The 15,169-nt window shown below is 59.9% G+C and carries 11 protein-coding genes and 2 tRNA genes; 8 read left to right on the forward strand and 5 right to left on the reverse strand.

What is annotated here, in order from left to right; translation table 11 throughout:
* Position 1 precedes the first annotated feature (1 nt).
* The gene (locus tag AC1RR7_RS28400) at positions 2-1,366 is read left to right on the forward strand and encodes a DNA recombination protein RmuC (RefSeq protein ID WP_493158849.1); all 1,365 of its coding nucleotides are present in this window, start codon (positions 2-4) and stop codon (positions 1,364-1,366) included.
* Positions 1,367-1,389: 23 nt separating this feature from the next.
* On the opposite strand, the gene AC1RR7_RS28405 is transcribed toward AC1RR7_RS28400, so the two are convergent.
* Both AC1RR7_RS28405 and AC1RR7_RS28410 read right to left on the reverse strand, forming a co-directional pair.
* Positions 1,390-4,860, reverse strand: a complete 3,471-nt coding sequence (locus AC1RR7_RS28405) for a hybrid sensor histidine kinase/response regulator (protein ID WP_493158845.1) — start codon at positions 4,858-4,860, stop codon at positions 1,390-1,392.
* A gap of 136 nt (positions 4,861-4,996) precedes the next feature.
* Entirely contained in the window at positions 4,997-5,539 is a 543-nt protein-coding gene (locus AC1RR7_RS28410; protein WP_085732310.1) for a TetR/AcrR family transcriptional regulator, read from the reverse strand.
* Positions 5,540-5,630: 91 nt separating this feature from the next.
* Between AC1RR7_RS28410 and AC1RR7_RS28415 the strand changes: the two genes are divergently transcribed.
* The 5 genes from AC1RR7_RS28415 (at position 5,631) to AC1RR7_RS28435 (ending at position 12,396) form a co-directional block, all read left to right on the forward strand.
* Positions 5,631-6,833 (forward strand): MFS transporter, encoded by a 1,203-nt coding sequence (locus tag AC1RR7_RS28415; protein WP_493158846.1) that lies wholly within the window; start codon positions 5,631-5,633, stop codon positions 6,831-6,833.
* Positions 6,834-6,909: 76 nt separating this feature from the next.
* A complete protein-coding gene (locus AC1RR7_RS28420; protein WP_273537868.1) occupies positions 6,910-8,847 on the forward strand; it encodes a membrane-associated oxidoreductase in 1,938 nt (645 codons plus the stop codon).
* A gap of 7 nt (positions 8,848-8,854) precedes the next feature.
* Entirely contained in the window at positions 8,855-9,166 is a 312-nt protein-coding gene (locus AC1RR7_RS28425; protein WP_273537867.1) for a cupin domain-containing protein, read from the forward strand.
* 105 nt (positions 9,167-9,271) lie between these two features.
* A complete protein-coding gene (locus AC1RR7_RS28430; RefSeq protein ID WP_493158847.1) occupies positions 9,272-10,423 on the forward strand; it encodes a TDT family transporter in 1,152 nt (383 codons plus the stop codon).
* A gap of 98 nt (positions 10,424-10,521) precedes the next feature.
* A complete protein-coding gene (locus tag AC1RR7_RS28435) occupies positions 10,522-12,396 on the forward strand; it encodes an MFS transporter (protein WP_493158848.1) in 1,875 nt (624 codons plus the stop codon).
* 49 nt (positions 12,397-12,445) lie between these two features.
* On the opposite strand, the gene sugE is transcribed toward AC1RR7_RS28435, so the two are convergent.
* The 3 genes from sugE to rdgC form a co-directional block, all read right to left on the reverse strand.
* Positions 12,446-12,760: a quaternary ammonium compound efflux SMR transporter SugE gene (gene sugE / locus AC1RR7_RS28440; protein ID WP_085732315.1), complete on the reverse strand. Its 315-nt coding sequence runs from the start codon at positions 12,758-12,760 to the stop codon at positions 12,446-12,448.
* Positions 12,761-12,878: 118 nt separating this feature from the next.
* Positions 12,879-13,844 carry a bile acid:sodium symporter family protein gene (locus tag AC1RR7_RS28445; protein ID WP_493090867.1) on the reverse strand — a complete coding sequence of 322 codons (966 nt, stop codon included), beginning with the start codon at positions 13,842-13,844 and terminating at the stop codon, positions 12,879-12,881.
* Positions 13,845-13,919: 75 nt separating this feature from the next.
* Positions 13,920-14,840, reverse strand: a complete 921-nt coding sequence (rdgC, locus tag AC1RR7_RS28450) for a recombination-associated protein RdgC (protein ID WP_007950430.1) — start codon at positions 14,838-14,840, stop codon at positions 13,920-13,922.
* A 159-nt stretch (positions 14,841-14,999) separates the two neighbouring features.
* On the opposite strand from rdgC, the gene AC1RR7_RS28455 reads away from it, so the two are divergent.
* Both AC1RR7_RS28455 and AC1RR7_RS28460 read left to right on the forward strand, forming a co-directional pair.
* Positions 15,000-15,075: transfer RNA gene (locus AC1RR7_RS28455), tRNA-Val, on the forward strand.
* 19 nt (positions 15,076-15,094) lie between these two features.
* A tRNA-Asp gene (locus tag AC1RR7_RS28460) sits at positions 15,095-15,168 on the forward strand.
* The last annotated feature ends 1 nt before the right edge of the window (position 15,169 follow it).

Below are 15,169 nucleotides of genomic sequence, written 5' to 3' on the forward strand. Positions count from 1 at the left end.
GTTGCTCGAAGAGCGACTGGCCATGGCACAAATGGCCCAGGACGGCCTCAACGCCCAGCTCGAAGCCAGTCGCGACGAAGTCGCCGACCTCGGCCAGGCCAATGCCTCCAAACAAGCGGATCTTGCGGCCGTGCGCCGGGAAGTCGAACTGTTGCAGATCGAGCGCGACGACGCCCGTGACGCCGCTCATGCCTGGAGCCTCGAGCGCGCCAACAAGGAAGCCGAGCTGCGGCGCCTGGACGCCCAGGCCGCCTCACTGAGTGCCGAGTTGCGTGAGCAGCAGGAAAGCCATCAGCAGCGTCTCGATGACCTGCAAGGTTCCCGTGACGAGTTGCGCGCCCAGTTCGCCGAACTGGCCGGCAAGATCTTCGACGAACGTGAACAGCGTTTCGCCGAAACCAGTCAGCAGCGTCTCGGGCAATTGCTCGACCCGCTGAAAGAACGCATCCAGTCCTTCGAAAAACGTGTCGAGGAAAGCTATCAGGCTGAGGCCCGTGAGCGCTTCTCGCTGGCCAAGGAGCTTGAGCGCCTGCAGCAACTGAACCTGCGCCTGAGCAATGAAGCGACCAACCTGACCCGCGCCCTGAAAGGCCAGAAAACCCAGGGCAACTGGGGCGAGCTGATTCTGGAGCGGGTCCTGGAACATGCCGGGCTGGAGAAGGGCCGCGAGTACCAGACCCAGGTCAACCTCAAGGGCCCGGACGGCGAGCGCTTTCAGCCGGACGTGATCATTTACCTGCCGGGCGACAAGCAGGTGGTGGTCGACTCCAAGGTCAGCCTCACGGCATACCAGCAATACGTGGCGGCCGATGACGATGCGATTGGCCAGATCGCCATGAAGCAGCACGTGCTGTCGCTGCGCAGCCACGTCAAAGGCCTGGCCGGCAAGGACTACAAGCGTCTGGAAGGGCTACACAGCCTCGATTTCGTCTTGCTGTTCGTGCCCATCGAAGCGGCGTTTTCCGCAGCGTTGCAAGCCGAGCCGACGCTGTTCCAGGAAGCCTTCGACCGCAACATCGTGATCGTCAGCCCGACCACGCTGCTCGCCACCCTGCGGGTCATCGACAGCCTGTGGAAGCAGGAGCGCCAGAGCCAGAACGCCCGGGAAATCGCCGAGCGTGCCGGATGGCTGTACGACAAGTTCGTGTTGTTCATTCAGGATCTGGACGAAGTCGGTAATCGTCTGCAACAGCTGGACAAAGCCTACAGCGCAGCGCGAAACAAGCTGACAGAAGGGCGCGGCAACCTTGTCAGCCGCAGCGAGCAGCTCAAACTGCTCGGCGCACGGGCCAGCAAGAGCCTGCCGGCAGATCTGCTGGAACGCGCAATGACCGACGCCGACGGCTTGGTCGAGCTGCCTGAATAAGCGGCGTTCTCAGAGCGGCGCTTTTAGAGAGGCAAATAGCGACTCAACAACGCCCGCAACGCCGCCGGTTTCACCGGTTTGGCCAGGTAATCCAGCCCCGCTGCGTGCACCTGCGCCACGGTTTCCGGATGCCCGTCGGCGCTGATCACCACGCCGGGCACCGGTTCGCCCAGGCTCGTACGCAACCAGGCCATCAGATCGGTGCCGGTCTCGCCGTGGTCGAGGTGGAAATCCACCAGCGCCAGTTGCGGCCGCACCCCATCGTTGAGCAGCGCCGCGCATTCCTCGCGGTTGCGCGCCGTCCACACCTGACAACCCCAGCGCGTGAGCAGGCTGTTCATGCCGATCAGAATGCTGTCTTCGTTGTCGATGCACAGCACCTGCGCGCCGCTGTGCAACTTGCCGTTGAGTTCGACCGCAGCGCTCGGCTGGGCAGTCTGCGTGCGGGCCAGCGGCACCCGCACACTGAACACGCTGCCGCGCCCCGGCCATGAACGCACGCGCAATGTGTGCCCGAGTACCCGGCACAAGCCGTCGGCAATCGCCAGGCCCAGCCCCAGGCCTTTCTCGGCGCGGGTCTGGTGGCTGTCGAGGCGTTTGAATTCCTCGAAAATCACTTGTTGCTTGTCTTCCGGAATCCCCGGCCCGCGATCCCAGACCTCCAGGCAAATCTCGCCCTGTCGCCGGCGCACGCCCAGCAACACCGGGCCTTTTGCATAGCGGAAGGCATTGGTGAGGAAGTTCTGCAGGATCCGCCGTAGCAGTTTGATGTCGCTGTCGATGCGCAAATGACTGCCGCGCACCCGGAAATTCAGGCCCTGTTCCTGCGCCAGCGCCTTGAACTCCGCGCCGAGAATATCGAACAGCTCATTGACCGCGAACGGCTTGCGATCCGGGTTGATCTTGCCGTTTTCCAGGCGGGAAATGTCCAGCAGGTCGCTGATCAGGTCTTCGGCCGAACGCAGCGAACTGTCCAGGTGCTGCACCAGTTTCTGCGCTTCGCTGCTCAAGCCATCGTCCTGATGGGAGAGGGCGGCGGAGAACAGCCGCGCGGCGTTCAGCGGCTGCATCAGGTCATGGCTGACCGCTGCCAGAAAGCGTGTTTTCGACTGGTTGGCCGCCTCGGCGTTGCCCTTGGCCTCTGTCAGCGCGACGTTGAGTTGCGACAGTTCCTGAGTGCGTTCACTGACCCGTTGTTCCAGCCCTTCGTTGGCCTCGGTCAGCGCCTGCTCGGCTTCGCGGAACGCGGTGATGTCGGTGAAGCTCATGACGAAACCGCCACCGGGCATCGGGTTGCCGATCAGCTCGATCACCCGGCCGTTGGGGAACAGTCGTTCAGACGTGTGGGCGCGGCCCTGACGCATCCAGTGCAGACGTCGGGCGACGTGGACTTCCGCTTCGCCGGGACCACACAAGCCGCGTTCGGCGTTGTAGCGAATGATGTCGGCAATCGGCCGGCCGACGCTGATCAAACCGTCCGGGTAGTTGAACAGCTCCAGATAGCGCCGGTTCCAGGCCACCAGTTTCAGCGACTGGTCGACCACGCTGATGCCCTGCGTGATGTTCTCGATGGCGCCTTGCAGCAGCGCGCGGTTGAACTGCAACACTTCCGAGGCTTCGTCGGCGATCCGGACGACGTCCTCCAGCTGCATTTCCCGACCTTCGATGGCGGCTTTTACTACAGCCCGTGTCGAAGACGCGCCGAGGACACCGGCCAGCAATCGCTCGGTGTGAGCGATCCATTCACCGTCGGCGTTCTGGTTCGGGTTGAAGCCTTTGCCCTGACGATAAGCGAAGCGGATGAAGCTCTGGCGCGCACGCTCTTCACCGACAAACCGTGCCGCCAGTTGCAGCAAGTCGTCGATCTGCACCGCCAGCATCGAGCGTGCGCTCGGTCGAGCGCTGATTTCCTGACCGATGAAACGCCCGGCCTGCCAGTGTTCCGACACCCGGGTGCGCGACAACACCGAGACCCAGGCGAACAACGTGAAGTTACCCGCCAACGACAGCACCACGCCTTGAGTCAGCGGGGTGATCGGCAGGTTCAGCGGATTGCTGTGCAGCCAGGCCAGGCCGGGAAACGTGTCCAGCGACCAACCGAGACTGCGGGCGGCAATCGGCAGAATCAGTGTGTAAAACCAGAGGAAGGTGCCGGCGGCGAGACCAGCGAATACACCGCGGCGGTTGGCCTGTTTCCAGTACAGCGCGCCGAGCATGGCCGGTGCCAGTTGGGTCACGGCGGCGAAGGCAATCTGGCCGATGGTCGCCAGGCTCGCGGTGGAGCCAAGCAGGCGGTAGCTGACGTAAGCCAGCAACAGAATGACCACGATGCTGACCCGGCGCACCGAGAGCATCCACTGACGGAACACTTCGAACGGCCGCTCGGCATTGTTACGCCGCAACAGCCACGGCAACAGCATGTCGTTGGACACCATGGTCGACAGCGCCACACTCGCCACGATCACCATGCCGGTGGCCGCCGAGGCGCCGCCAATGAACGCCAGCATCGCCAGCGCCGGGTGGGCCTGGGCCAGCGGTAGGCTGATGACGAAGGAGTCCGGGATGACGGAACTGGGCAACATCATCTGACCGGCGAGAGCGATCGGGACTACAAACAGCGCCGCCAACGCGAGATAGGCCGGGAACACCCATTTGGCCAGACGCAAGTCCTGCGGGTCGATGTTCTCCACTACCGTCACATGGAACTGCCGGGGCAGGCAGATGATCGCCATCATCGCCACGCCGGTCTGCACCACCATCGAGGGCCAGTTGATCGTTTCTTTCCAGTATTCCTCAAGGCGGGGGGCGAGCATTGCCTGATTGAACAGGTCGTCGAAGCCGTCATACAGGCCATAAGTGACGAAGGCGCCGACGGCGAGGAAGGCGAACAACTTCACCAGCGACTCGAACGCAATCGCCAGCACCATGCCCCGGTGGTGCTCGGTGGCGTCGAGGTTACGTGTACCGAAGACGATGGTGAACAGCGCCAGCACCAGTGACACGATCAGCGCCGTGTCCTGGGCGCGGGTGCCCATGGCGTCGGCACCGGCGCCGATCAGAAGGTTCACGCCAAGGACAATGCCTTTGAGTTGCAAGGCTATATAAGGGAGAACGCCGACCAGACAGATCAGCGCAACCACCACCGCCAGCGATTGGGATTTGCCATAACGGGCGGCTATGAAGTCGGCAATGGAGGTGATGTTCTCCTGCTTGCTGATCATCACCATTTTTTGCAGGACCCACGGCGCGCCCAGCAACAGCAGGATCGGCCCGAGGTAGATCGGCAGAAATGACCACAACTGTTCGGCCGCCTGACCGACCGCGCCGAAGAACGTCCAGCTGGTGCAGTAGACCGCCAGCGACAGGCTGTACACCCAGGCACGCATCCGCGGCGGCAACGGCGCGCTGCGACGGTCGCCGTAGAAGGCGATGGCGAACATGATGGCCATATAGGCCAGGGCGACGGCGGCGATCAGCCCGCTGGACAACGACATGGAGCACTCCCGACAAAATACGACCGGACTCGCGCCCGGCCAGACAGTCTCGCATGTGCGCGGCGGTTAGTCAGTGTCGACCAAGGTCGTGGCGTGGCGGGGTGTCGCAGGCGCAGAACCGGGCGGTTCTGCGCTGTCAGTCCTGGCGCAGCGCGATGTCGATCAGCCGGTGCAGTTCTTCGACTTCCAGCGGCGCCACGGCAAACAGGATGCGGAACACCGTTGGCGAAACCACCAGGTTGATCAGGTGATCCACGCTCGGTGGCGACTCGTCCGGGAAGCGGTCGACGATGGTCTGCAACTGATCGGCAATGATCGCGATGCAGAATCCCGGTGTGGCGCTGGCCTGCACGTCGCGCATGACATTGCGCCCCGGCTCGGAACTCATTTCGTCCAGATACTGCTCGGCCCAGGCGCGGATATCGCCGCGCAGGCTGCCGGTTTCCAGCGGATCGCTTTCAGGGCGCAGGCGGGCGAGGGCGACGTCGGCGAGCAGCGCCGACAGATCGCCCCAGCGCCGATAAATGGTCGAGGGCGTGACCCCGGCCCGCGCGGCAATCTGCGGAACGGTCACGGTGGAGCGCTCCTGCTCTTCGAGGAGTGCGCGCACGGCGCCGTGAATCGATTCCTGTACCCGGGCGCTTCGGCCGCCGGGACGGCTACTTTCTTTAATAGGCATGTGCCAGACCTTAACACAAAGAATTTGCTTTAAGCGCAAGTCGGGAGCACACTCCGCAAAAGCAAAAAAATAGCTTTTAAGGAGTGTGTCCATGACCCGCCTTGCTTCCAACCGTTCCAGCCTGTGGTTTCTGGCGATCACCTTACTCAGTTTTCTCGCCGCTTCCACCGCGCCGACGCCGTTGTATCACCTGTACCAGGATCACCTGCATTTCTCGGCGGCGGTGCTGACCCTGATTTTCGGCGTTTACGCGCTGAGTCTGCTGGCCGCGCTGCTGACGGTCGGTTCGCTGTCGGATCACCTGGGCCGCAAACCGGTGATTTTCACCGCCGTGGTCCTGAATGCCCTGGCGATGCTGCTGTTTGTCTACGCCGACAGCGTGGGTTGGCTGATCGGCGCGCGGGTGCTGCAAGGGTTTGCCACCGGCATGGCCACTGCCGTGTTGAGTGCGACGCTGCTGGACACCGATCGCCAGCAAGGGCCGCTGATCAACAGCGTCGCGCCGTTGCTCGGCATGGCGCTCGGTGCGATGGGTTGCGGTTTGCTGGCGGAATTCGCGCCCGCGCCACTGCAACTGACCTATTGGCTGCTGCTCGTGCTGTTTGTGTTGCAGGGGATTTATGTCTGGCGCTTGCCGGAAAGCGTCTCGCCGCAAGCGGGGGCCTGGGCCTCGTTGCGGCCGACCCTGCATGTGCCGGTTCAGGCGCGTTCGACGCTGTGGCGAGTGTTGCCGCTGAACACCGCGACTTGGGCGCTCGGCGGATTTTATGCCTCGCTGGCCCCGTCACTGGTGCGCACGGCGACCGGTTCCACCTCCAATCTGATCGGCGGCGCGACTGTGGCGGCGTTGACCGTGACCGGTGCGCTGATGATTTTCACCTTGCGTAACCGTCCAGCCTCCCGGGCACTGCAACTTGGCGCAAGCCTGTTGCCGGCCGGCATCGTGCTGATTCTGTTGGGGGTGCACAGCGCCAGTCTGTCACTGTTCTTTTTCGGCACGCTGGTCGCCGGTTGTGGATTTGGCTCCGGTTTTCTCGGTGCGGTGCGCAGTCTGGTGCCGCTGGCGTTGCCCCATGAACGGGCAGGTCTTATGTCGGCATTTTATGTACTGAGTTACCTGGCGTTCTGTCTGCCGGCATTGCTGGCCGGGCACTTCGTGAATGATTTTGGGCTGCTCGACACCACTGACGGTTATGGCGTGGTGTTAATTGTTGTCTCGCTGATCGGACTTTTCGTTTTGTTTCGCCGCAGCACTCTGGCGGGCAGTGGTACCTGTCGTGCGATGGGTAAGTAGTACGTTGATGGCGAAACGCCTGTTCACTAACATGCGCCACTCTATATGGAACACATCTTGATTTGAGTGAGGGTGAATGGACGGCAGCCTGAGTTTGAAGGAACGCATGGAAAGTAGCCTGGGTAAACTCCTTCCAGCAGAGCATCGGCTTCTGAGGTGTTTCAAGAGCGGGAATATTGCCTGCATCTCCGAAGAGTTGCCGGATGCCGCAAGTGATGAAAATACCGTTCGTGCAATCTTTCTGCGTCATCTGATCCTGACGTGCTCCCAAGGGGCATTTTTCGGTGAGAACCTTTTTCTGCGTGGGGCCTACATCCAGGGACCGCTTTTTCTCGTTGGCATATCTGTAACGACTCCTGTCACATTTGAAAACTGCAGGTTCGAACAGGACATCAATGCAAGGGGAGCAAGTTTTGATCATTCGCTCAGATTCAGTGGTTGTTCCCTTGAATCCTTTTTAGGCAGTCGAGTAGTGGTCAGTGGCAGTCTGACATTTTCCTCTACATCGACGCGGGGCCTTGTCGAGCTTGATGCAGCACGTATCGCAGCCTCGCTAAGTTGCGCTGGCTCAAACTTTGATGGGGCTGGAGAGGCGTCTCTGATTGCATCTTTTGCCGAGATCCGTACAGGCGTCTACCTCAATAATGGTTTTTCGGCAAAAGGCCTGGTGCGTTTCAGGTCTGCAATAGTCGGAGGTCAATTCAACTGTTCAAAGGCGAGCTTCTCTGTTGAACAAGAGCAGTCGATAGACCTGGATTTCATTGCTGTGAATGGACCGGTTTTCTTCAGGTCAGGTTTTACTTCGACGGGAATTGTCAATCTTCTGGGGGCCAGAATTACTGGGCAGTTGAGCTGTCAGGATGCGAAGTTTTCCGCGATTGGAGATGCTCATGCAATGAGTGTCGAGCGAGCTGTCGTCAACGGCAACGCGTTTTTTGACAAGGGCTGCGAAATTCATGGCTGTCTGCAATTGGCTGGCTTGGAAGTCCAAGGAAACATTGAGTTTTCCGGATCCATGATAAAAAAGCTTCGCGCAAATGAAATTCGGATTGGAGGGACGCTTTTTCTTCGAGACCTCAAATCCGCTCCCGAGGAGATTTCCTTTTTGGGAGCCAGAATTTCGACCATCAACGATGATCTTGCGTCCTGGGGAGAGCGGCCGATTATCAATGGTTTTGTATATGACTCGGTTGATATATACAAACCGATGCCGATCAGGGAGCGCATGCTGTGGTTAAAAAAGCAAAAGGCTTGCCTGGCGAAGGATGAGCCTACTCCACGGTCGCCGGAAGAACACTTTCGGCCCCAACCCTGGAGACAGCTACAACAGGTACTTGAGTCTATGGGGCATAACGAAGAAGCCAAGGAAATTGGTATCGAATTCGAACATTGTCTGCATCGATTCGGCCGAATCGGACAGTCACCGGAAACCTGGAATCGATATTTGCGAAGTATATACGCCGGATGTGCGAATTTTTTGCACTTTCTCTACGGCATCCTAACGGGATTCGGTTATCGGCCAATGCTTTTGTTGCCATGGTTCGCAGGGGTTTGGTTTTTTTGCACATTGGTCTACTGGACCGCAGCCAGTTCTGGTGTCTTTGCTCCGAGCAACCCGTTGATCTTTCAGAATGAGGCCTATGAGTCCTGCCGCCCGGATCGGCAGCAGGTATGGCTGAGCAAAAGCCATTATCGCCTTCCGGCGGAAGTGCCCGAGGCATTCAAAGGTATGGGCAATTGGTATTTGTGTGAGGCATTGCGCGAGGAATACACGGGCTTCAGTCCTATAGCCTTTTCCTTGGATTTATTATTGCCTCTGGTCGATTTGCATCAGGAAAACGACTGGGCCCCGCTCATTTCAACCCCCAAGGCCAACTGGTTTGCAGAAATGGGAGGATTCTTCAGTGGTAAACGACTGGTCAGGTTTGTGATGTGGTTTGAAATCCTTGCTGGTTGGGGTTTCAGCCTGTTATTCGTGGCTGTGGTTTCTGGTCTTACCCGGCGCAAGGAGTAAGGCATTCATGAAAGTCATTTGCGGAAAGACCTTCACCGCCGAGCGTGCCTGGGGCGCGCTCGACATCGCCAACATGAACGGCATCACCACGCGATTGCACTGGACTGATCAGCCGTACAAATGGCACGTCAACGATGGCGAGGAAGTGTTCGTGGTGCTCGACGGTCAGGTGCTCATGCACTACCGCGAAGAAGGCGAGGAAAAGCAGGTGCAGCTCGATGTCGGTGACATCTTCTACGCGTCCATCGGCACGGAGCATGTTGCTCATCCGCAAGGCGCTGCGCGGATTCTGGTGATTGAAACCGAAGGCAGCGTCTGACTGCATATCTACAAAACAGATAACAGTTAGAGATATTACCCGTTATATAGATATTCGATTCGGTTCTACCATGGGCTCAACCTCACCTGAGGACAGGAGTTCATGATGACTTGCCCCAACAGTGCCAAACCCGGCATCAAGCCTTTCAGCCAGCTTCAGCATCCGCGTGAAGTGATCCGTCAATTCACACCGAACTGGTTCGCCGCGACCATGGGTACCGGCGTGCTGGCGTTGGCGCTGGCACAACTGCCTTTCGCCATCCCGGGGCTGCACGCCGTGGCCGAAGGGTTGTGGATGTTCAACATTCTGTTGTTCGTGCTGTTTACCGCTGCGTACGCCGCGCGCTGGATTCTGTTCTTCGACGAAGCGCGGCGGATCTTCGGGCACTCCACGGTTTCGATGTTCTTCGGCACCATTCCCATGGGCCTGGCGACCATCATCAACGGTTTTCTGTTGTTCGGCCTGCCGCGCTGGGGCGAGGGCGTCATTCACCTCGCCGAAGTGCTGTGGTGGCTGGACGTGGCGATGTCGCTGGCCTGCGGTGTGCTGATTCCCTACATGATGTTCACCCGCCAGGAACACAGCATCGATCAGATGACCGCTGTCTGGCTGTTGCCGGTGGTGGCGGCAGAAGTGGCGGCAGCCAGCGGCGGACTGCTGGCGCCGCACCTGGCCGATGCGCCGTCGCAACTGGTGGTGCTGGCGACGAGCTACGTGCTCTGGGCCTTTTCCTTACCCGTGGCGTTCAGCATTCTGACCATCCTGCTGTTACGCATGGCCCTGCACAAACTGCCCCACGAAAACATGGCGGCGTCGAGCTGGCTCGCTCTGGGGCCGATCGGCACCGGTGCCCTGGGCATGTTGCTGCTGGGCGGTGATGCGCCGGCGATCTTCGCGGCCAATGGCATGCCGGGCATCGGTGAAATCGCTTCGGGCCTGGGCCTGGTGGCCGGGATCACGCTCTGGGGTTTTGGTCTGTGGTGGATGTTGATGGCGCTGCTGATCACCGTGCGTTACCTGCGCGACGGCATCCCGTTCAACCTTGGCTGGTGGGGATTTACCTTCCCGTTGGGCGTGTATTCGCTGGCGACCCTGAAATTGGGCAGCACGTTGAACCTGACGTTCTTCAGCGTGGCCGGTTGTGTGCTGGTGACGTTGCTGGCAGTGATGTGGCTGATCGTCGGCAAGCGCACGCTGCAAGGCGCCTGGCGCGGCGAGCTTTTTGTTTCACCGTGTATTGCAGGTTTGAAGAAATAACCTGAAAAGTTTAGGTAAGGTGTGGCCTGGATCGCGGATCGACATTCCAATAAACGTATCCAGGCCACTCGTTACCCAACATCAGGGACACACGGAAGATGAGTCACCCCTCACAGTTCAACCTGCTGCGTACCCGGCGCTTCCTGCCGTTCTTCATCACCCAGTCGCTGGGCGCGTTCAACGACAACGTGTTCAAGCAATCGCTGATCCTCGCCATTCTCTATCGTCTGACCATCGAAGGTGACCGTTCGATCTGGGTCAACCTGTGTGCGCTGCTGTTTATTCTGCCGTTCTTCCTGTTTTCGGCGCTGGCCGGACAGTTCGGCGAAAAGTTCGCCAAGGATGCGCTGATCCGTCTGATCAAACTGGCAGAAATCGCCATCATGGCCGTGGGATCCGTCGGTTTCCTGTTCGATCACCTGTCGCTGATGCTGGTGGCCCTGTTCGCCATGGGCACACACTCGGCGCTGTTCGGGCCGGTGAAGTACTCGATCCTGCCGCAGGCCTTGCACGAGGATGAACTGGTCGGCGGCAACGGTCTGGTGGAAATGGGCACGTTCCTGGCGATCCTGGCCGGCACCATTGGTGCCGGGGTCATCATGTCCTCGTCGCACTATGCGCCACTGGTGTCGACCGCAATTGTCGGCATCGCCGTACTCGGTTACCTCGCCAGCCGCAACATTCCCCGCGCGGCGGCCGCTTCTCCGGAAATGCGCCTGAACTGGAACATTTTCAGCCAGTCCTGGGCCACGCTGAAACTCGGGTTGGGCCAGACGCCGGCGGTGTCGCGCTCGATTGTCGGCAACTCGTGGTTCTGGTTCGTCGGGGCGATTTATCTGACGCAGATCCCGGCCTACGCCAAGGAATGGATGCACGGCGATGAAACCGTGGTTACCTTGATTCTCACCGTGTTCTCGGTCGGCATCGCCCTCGGTTCGATGCTCTGCGAGAAGCTTTCCGGGCGCAAAGTCGAGATCGGCCTGGTGCCGTTCGGCTCGTTTGGCCTGACGGTTTTCGGGCTGCTGTTGTGGTGGCATTCCGGTGGAATTCCGGAGAGCGCCGTCGGCCATAGCTGGACCGAGGTATTGGGCTTCGGTCACGCCTGGGCGGTACTGGTCGACATCCTCGGCCTTGGCATCTTTGGCGGTTTCTACATTGTGCCGCTGTATGCGTTGATCCAGTCGCGCACCGCCGAGAACGAGCGGGCGCGGGTGATTGCGGCCAACAACATTCTCAACGCGCTGTTCATGGTGATTTCGGCCATCGTTTCCATCGTGTTGCTGAGCGTGGTCAAACTGTCGATTCCACAGCTGTTCTTGGTGGTGTCGCTGCTCAACATCGGCGTCAACGCCTACATCTTCAAGATCGTCCCCGAGTTCAGCATGCGTTTCATGATCTGGCTGCTCAGCCATTCCATGTACCGCGTCGAGCATCGCAACCTGGAAGCGATTCCCGATGAAGGCGCGGCGTTGCTGGTGTGCAACCACGTATCGTTCGTTGATGCGTTGCTGATTGGCGGCGCGGTGCGTCGGCCGATTCGCTTTGTCATGTACTACAAGATCTACAACCTGCCGGTACTGAACTTTATTTTCCGTACGGCGGGCACCATTCCTATCGCCGGACGCCAGGAAGACATCCAGATTTACGAAAAAGCCTTCACCCGGATTGCCCAGTATCTGAAGGACGGTGAGCTGGTGTGTATCTTTCCGGAAGGCAAGTTGACCGCCGATGGCGAGATCAACGAGTTCAAGGGTGGGCTGACACGGATTCTCGAAGAGACACCGGTGCCGGTGATTCCGCTGGCGTTGCAGGGGTTGTGGGGGAGTTTCTTCAGTCGCGATCCCAAGAAAGGGCTTTTTCACCGTTTGTGGTCGCGGGTAACGCTGGTGGCGGGTTCGCCGGTGGCGGTCGAGGCGGCGCAGCCTGCCGAATTGCAGGCGTTGGTGGGAGAGTTGCGCGGGACAGTCAGATAGTTGTTTGTGAAGCCGCCATCACCGATACATCGGTGATGGCGGCAACGGCTCAGGCGCTGACCTTGAGCCCGATCAATCCGGTGATGATCAGTGCAACGCTGGCCAGCCGAATCAATGCCATCGACTCACCAAACAGAATGATCCCGGCAATCACCGTGCCCACGGCACCAACGCCAGTCCAGATCGCATAAGCCGTGCCCAGCGGCAGTTCTTTCATCGCCAGACCCAGCAGGCCAAGGCTGACAGCCATGGCCGCGACGGTGAGAACAGTGGGCAGCGGACGGCTGAAACCATCGGTGTATTTGAGGCCGACGGCCCAGCCGACTTCGAACAGGCCGGCGAAAAACAGAATGATCCAGGACATGAAAGACCTCCATCGATTGACGGGGCCGTCCCCAGATTGAAAACTCGATTGAGCCGCAGGGTCGTCCCCGCGTGGCGCACATACTACCTAAAATTGTGCGCCGCGCATTGATCCGGGCTCAGTCGGCTGCCTGTTGGGCCAACGTTTCACGGTCTTCCTTTTCGCTCATTCGGCGGAAGTAGGTCGACAGCAGCGCCCCGGAAATGTTGTGCCACACGCTGAACAGCGCGCTCGGCACCGCCGCCAGTGGCGAAAAGTGCGCACTGGCCAACGCAGCGCCGAGCCCGGAGTTCTGCATGCCGACCTCCAGCGCCAGGGACTTGCGCTGAGCCAGCGGCAAACCGAACAGGCGCCCGGTGAAGTAACCCAGCAAATAGCCGAAGCTGTTGTGCAGCATCACCACCGCCATGATCAGCAGGCCGGATTCGGCGATTTTTGCCTGACTGGCGGCAACCACGGCGGCGACGATGATCACGATGCTGACCACTGACACCAGCGGCAATACTTCCACCGCATGTCGAACCTTGTCGCCAAGCAGTCGCTGCGCCACCACGCCGAGGATGATCGGCAGCAGCACCACTTGCAGGATCGACCAGAACAATTCCATGAACGAAACCGGCAACCACGCCGAGGCCAGCAGCCAGATCAGCGCCGGGGTCAGCAGCGGGGCGAGGAGGGTGGTGACGGCGGCGATGGCCACCGACAGCGCCAGATCGCCCCGGGCCAGCCAGGTCATGACGTTCGAGGAAGTGCCGCTCGGGCAGCAACCGACCAGAATCACCCCGACGGCGATTTCCGGCGGCAGGTGAAAAACCTGGCAAAGCAACCACGCCATCCCCGGCATGATCACGAAATGCGCAACCACGCCCAGCGCCACGCGCCAAGGATGGCGGGCGACGGCGGCGAAGTCGTCGAGTTTGAGGGTCAGGCCCATGCCGAACATCACCAGCCCGAGCAGCGGCACGATTGCGCCTTTCAGACCGAGGAACCAGGCCGGTTGCAGAAACGCGACCACGGCGAAAATCAGAACCCAGTAAGCGAAGGTGTTGCCGACAAAACGACTCAGTGCAGCCAGTGCGCGCATGGCCTGTTCCTTATTATGTGAAAACGCCACCGAAGCGGTGGCGTTTGAAGATAACCCAAAGACTGCGCAGAGGCTTTAGATCCCCTGCGGCGTCTCTTCACCGCCCAGTGCTTCAACCAGCGCCGGCAGGAAGTCGCCGAACGTCAGCATCATCAGGGTGAAGCTGGCGTCCAGTTGGCCGAGGGCTTCGTCGCCGCCGTCCTGTTCCGCCTGATCTTGCAGCAGATCTTCGAACTTCAGGCGTTTGACGGTCATTTTGTCGTCGAGCATGAACGACAGCTTGTCCTGCCAGGCCAGCGACAGTTGAGTCACCACTTTGCCGGTGCTCAGGTGCAGCTGGATTTCTTCGCTGGTCAGGTCCTGACGCTTGCAACGCACGATGCCGCCATCTTCGTGGGTGTCGCGCAGTTCGCACTCGTCCAGGACGAAGAAGTCCGGAGCGGCTTGCTGGGTGGTGACCCATTCGGTCATCACGGCGGTCGGTGCGGTTTTCACGGTCAGCGGACGAACCGGCAGGGTGCCGATCACTTCACGCAGTGTGGAGAGCAGGTCTTCGGCGCGTTTCGGGCTGGCGGAGTTGACCAGGATCAGGCCCTGTTTCGGCGCGATGGCGGCGAAGGTCGACGAGCGGCGGATGAAGGCGCGCGGCAGGAAGGCCTGGATGATTTCATCCTTGATCTGATCGCGTTCCTTCTTATAGACCTTGCGCATCTGCTCGGCTTCGATCTCTTCGACCTTTTCCTTGACCGCGTCGCGCACGACGCTGCCCGGCAGAATGCGTTCTTCCTTGCGGGCGGAGATCAGCAGGAAGTCACCGCTGACGTGCACCAGTGGTGCATCTTCGCCCTTGCCGAACGGCGCGACGAAACCGTAGGTGGTCAACTCCTGGCTTGCACATGGACGCGCCAGTTTGGTGGCCAGTGCAGTTTCCAGCGCCTCGGCATCGACAGGCAGGTCTTGGGTCAGGCGATAGATAAGCAGGTTCTTGAACCACATGGGGTGAGTCTCTCCTTTATACAAAGGGGGGCATTATTGTCTTCGCCGGGTCATAGGCCAACCCTTCTCTAAGCCTTTGGAAGGCCTGAGAAAATTAATTAAAAAAGTGCTTGCCAGAGGTTGGGTCGCTCCGTAGAATGCGCGCCACACCGAAGCGAAGGGTGATTAGCTCAGCTGGGAGAGCGTCTGCCTTACAAGCAGAATGTCGGCGGTTCGATCCCGTCATCACCCACCATTCGTTTCAAGTGTTTAGCGCAGCGGTAGTTCAGTCGGTTAGAATACCGGCCTGTCACGCCGGGGGTCGCGGGTTCGAGTCCCGTCCGCTGCGC

The organism is Pseudomonas sp. GW821-FHT11G12 (assembly GCF_058808055.1).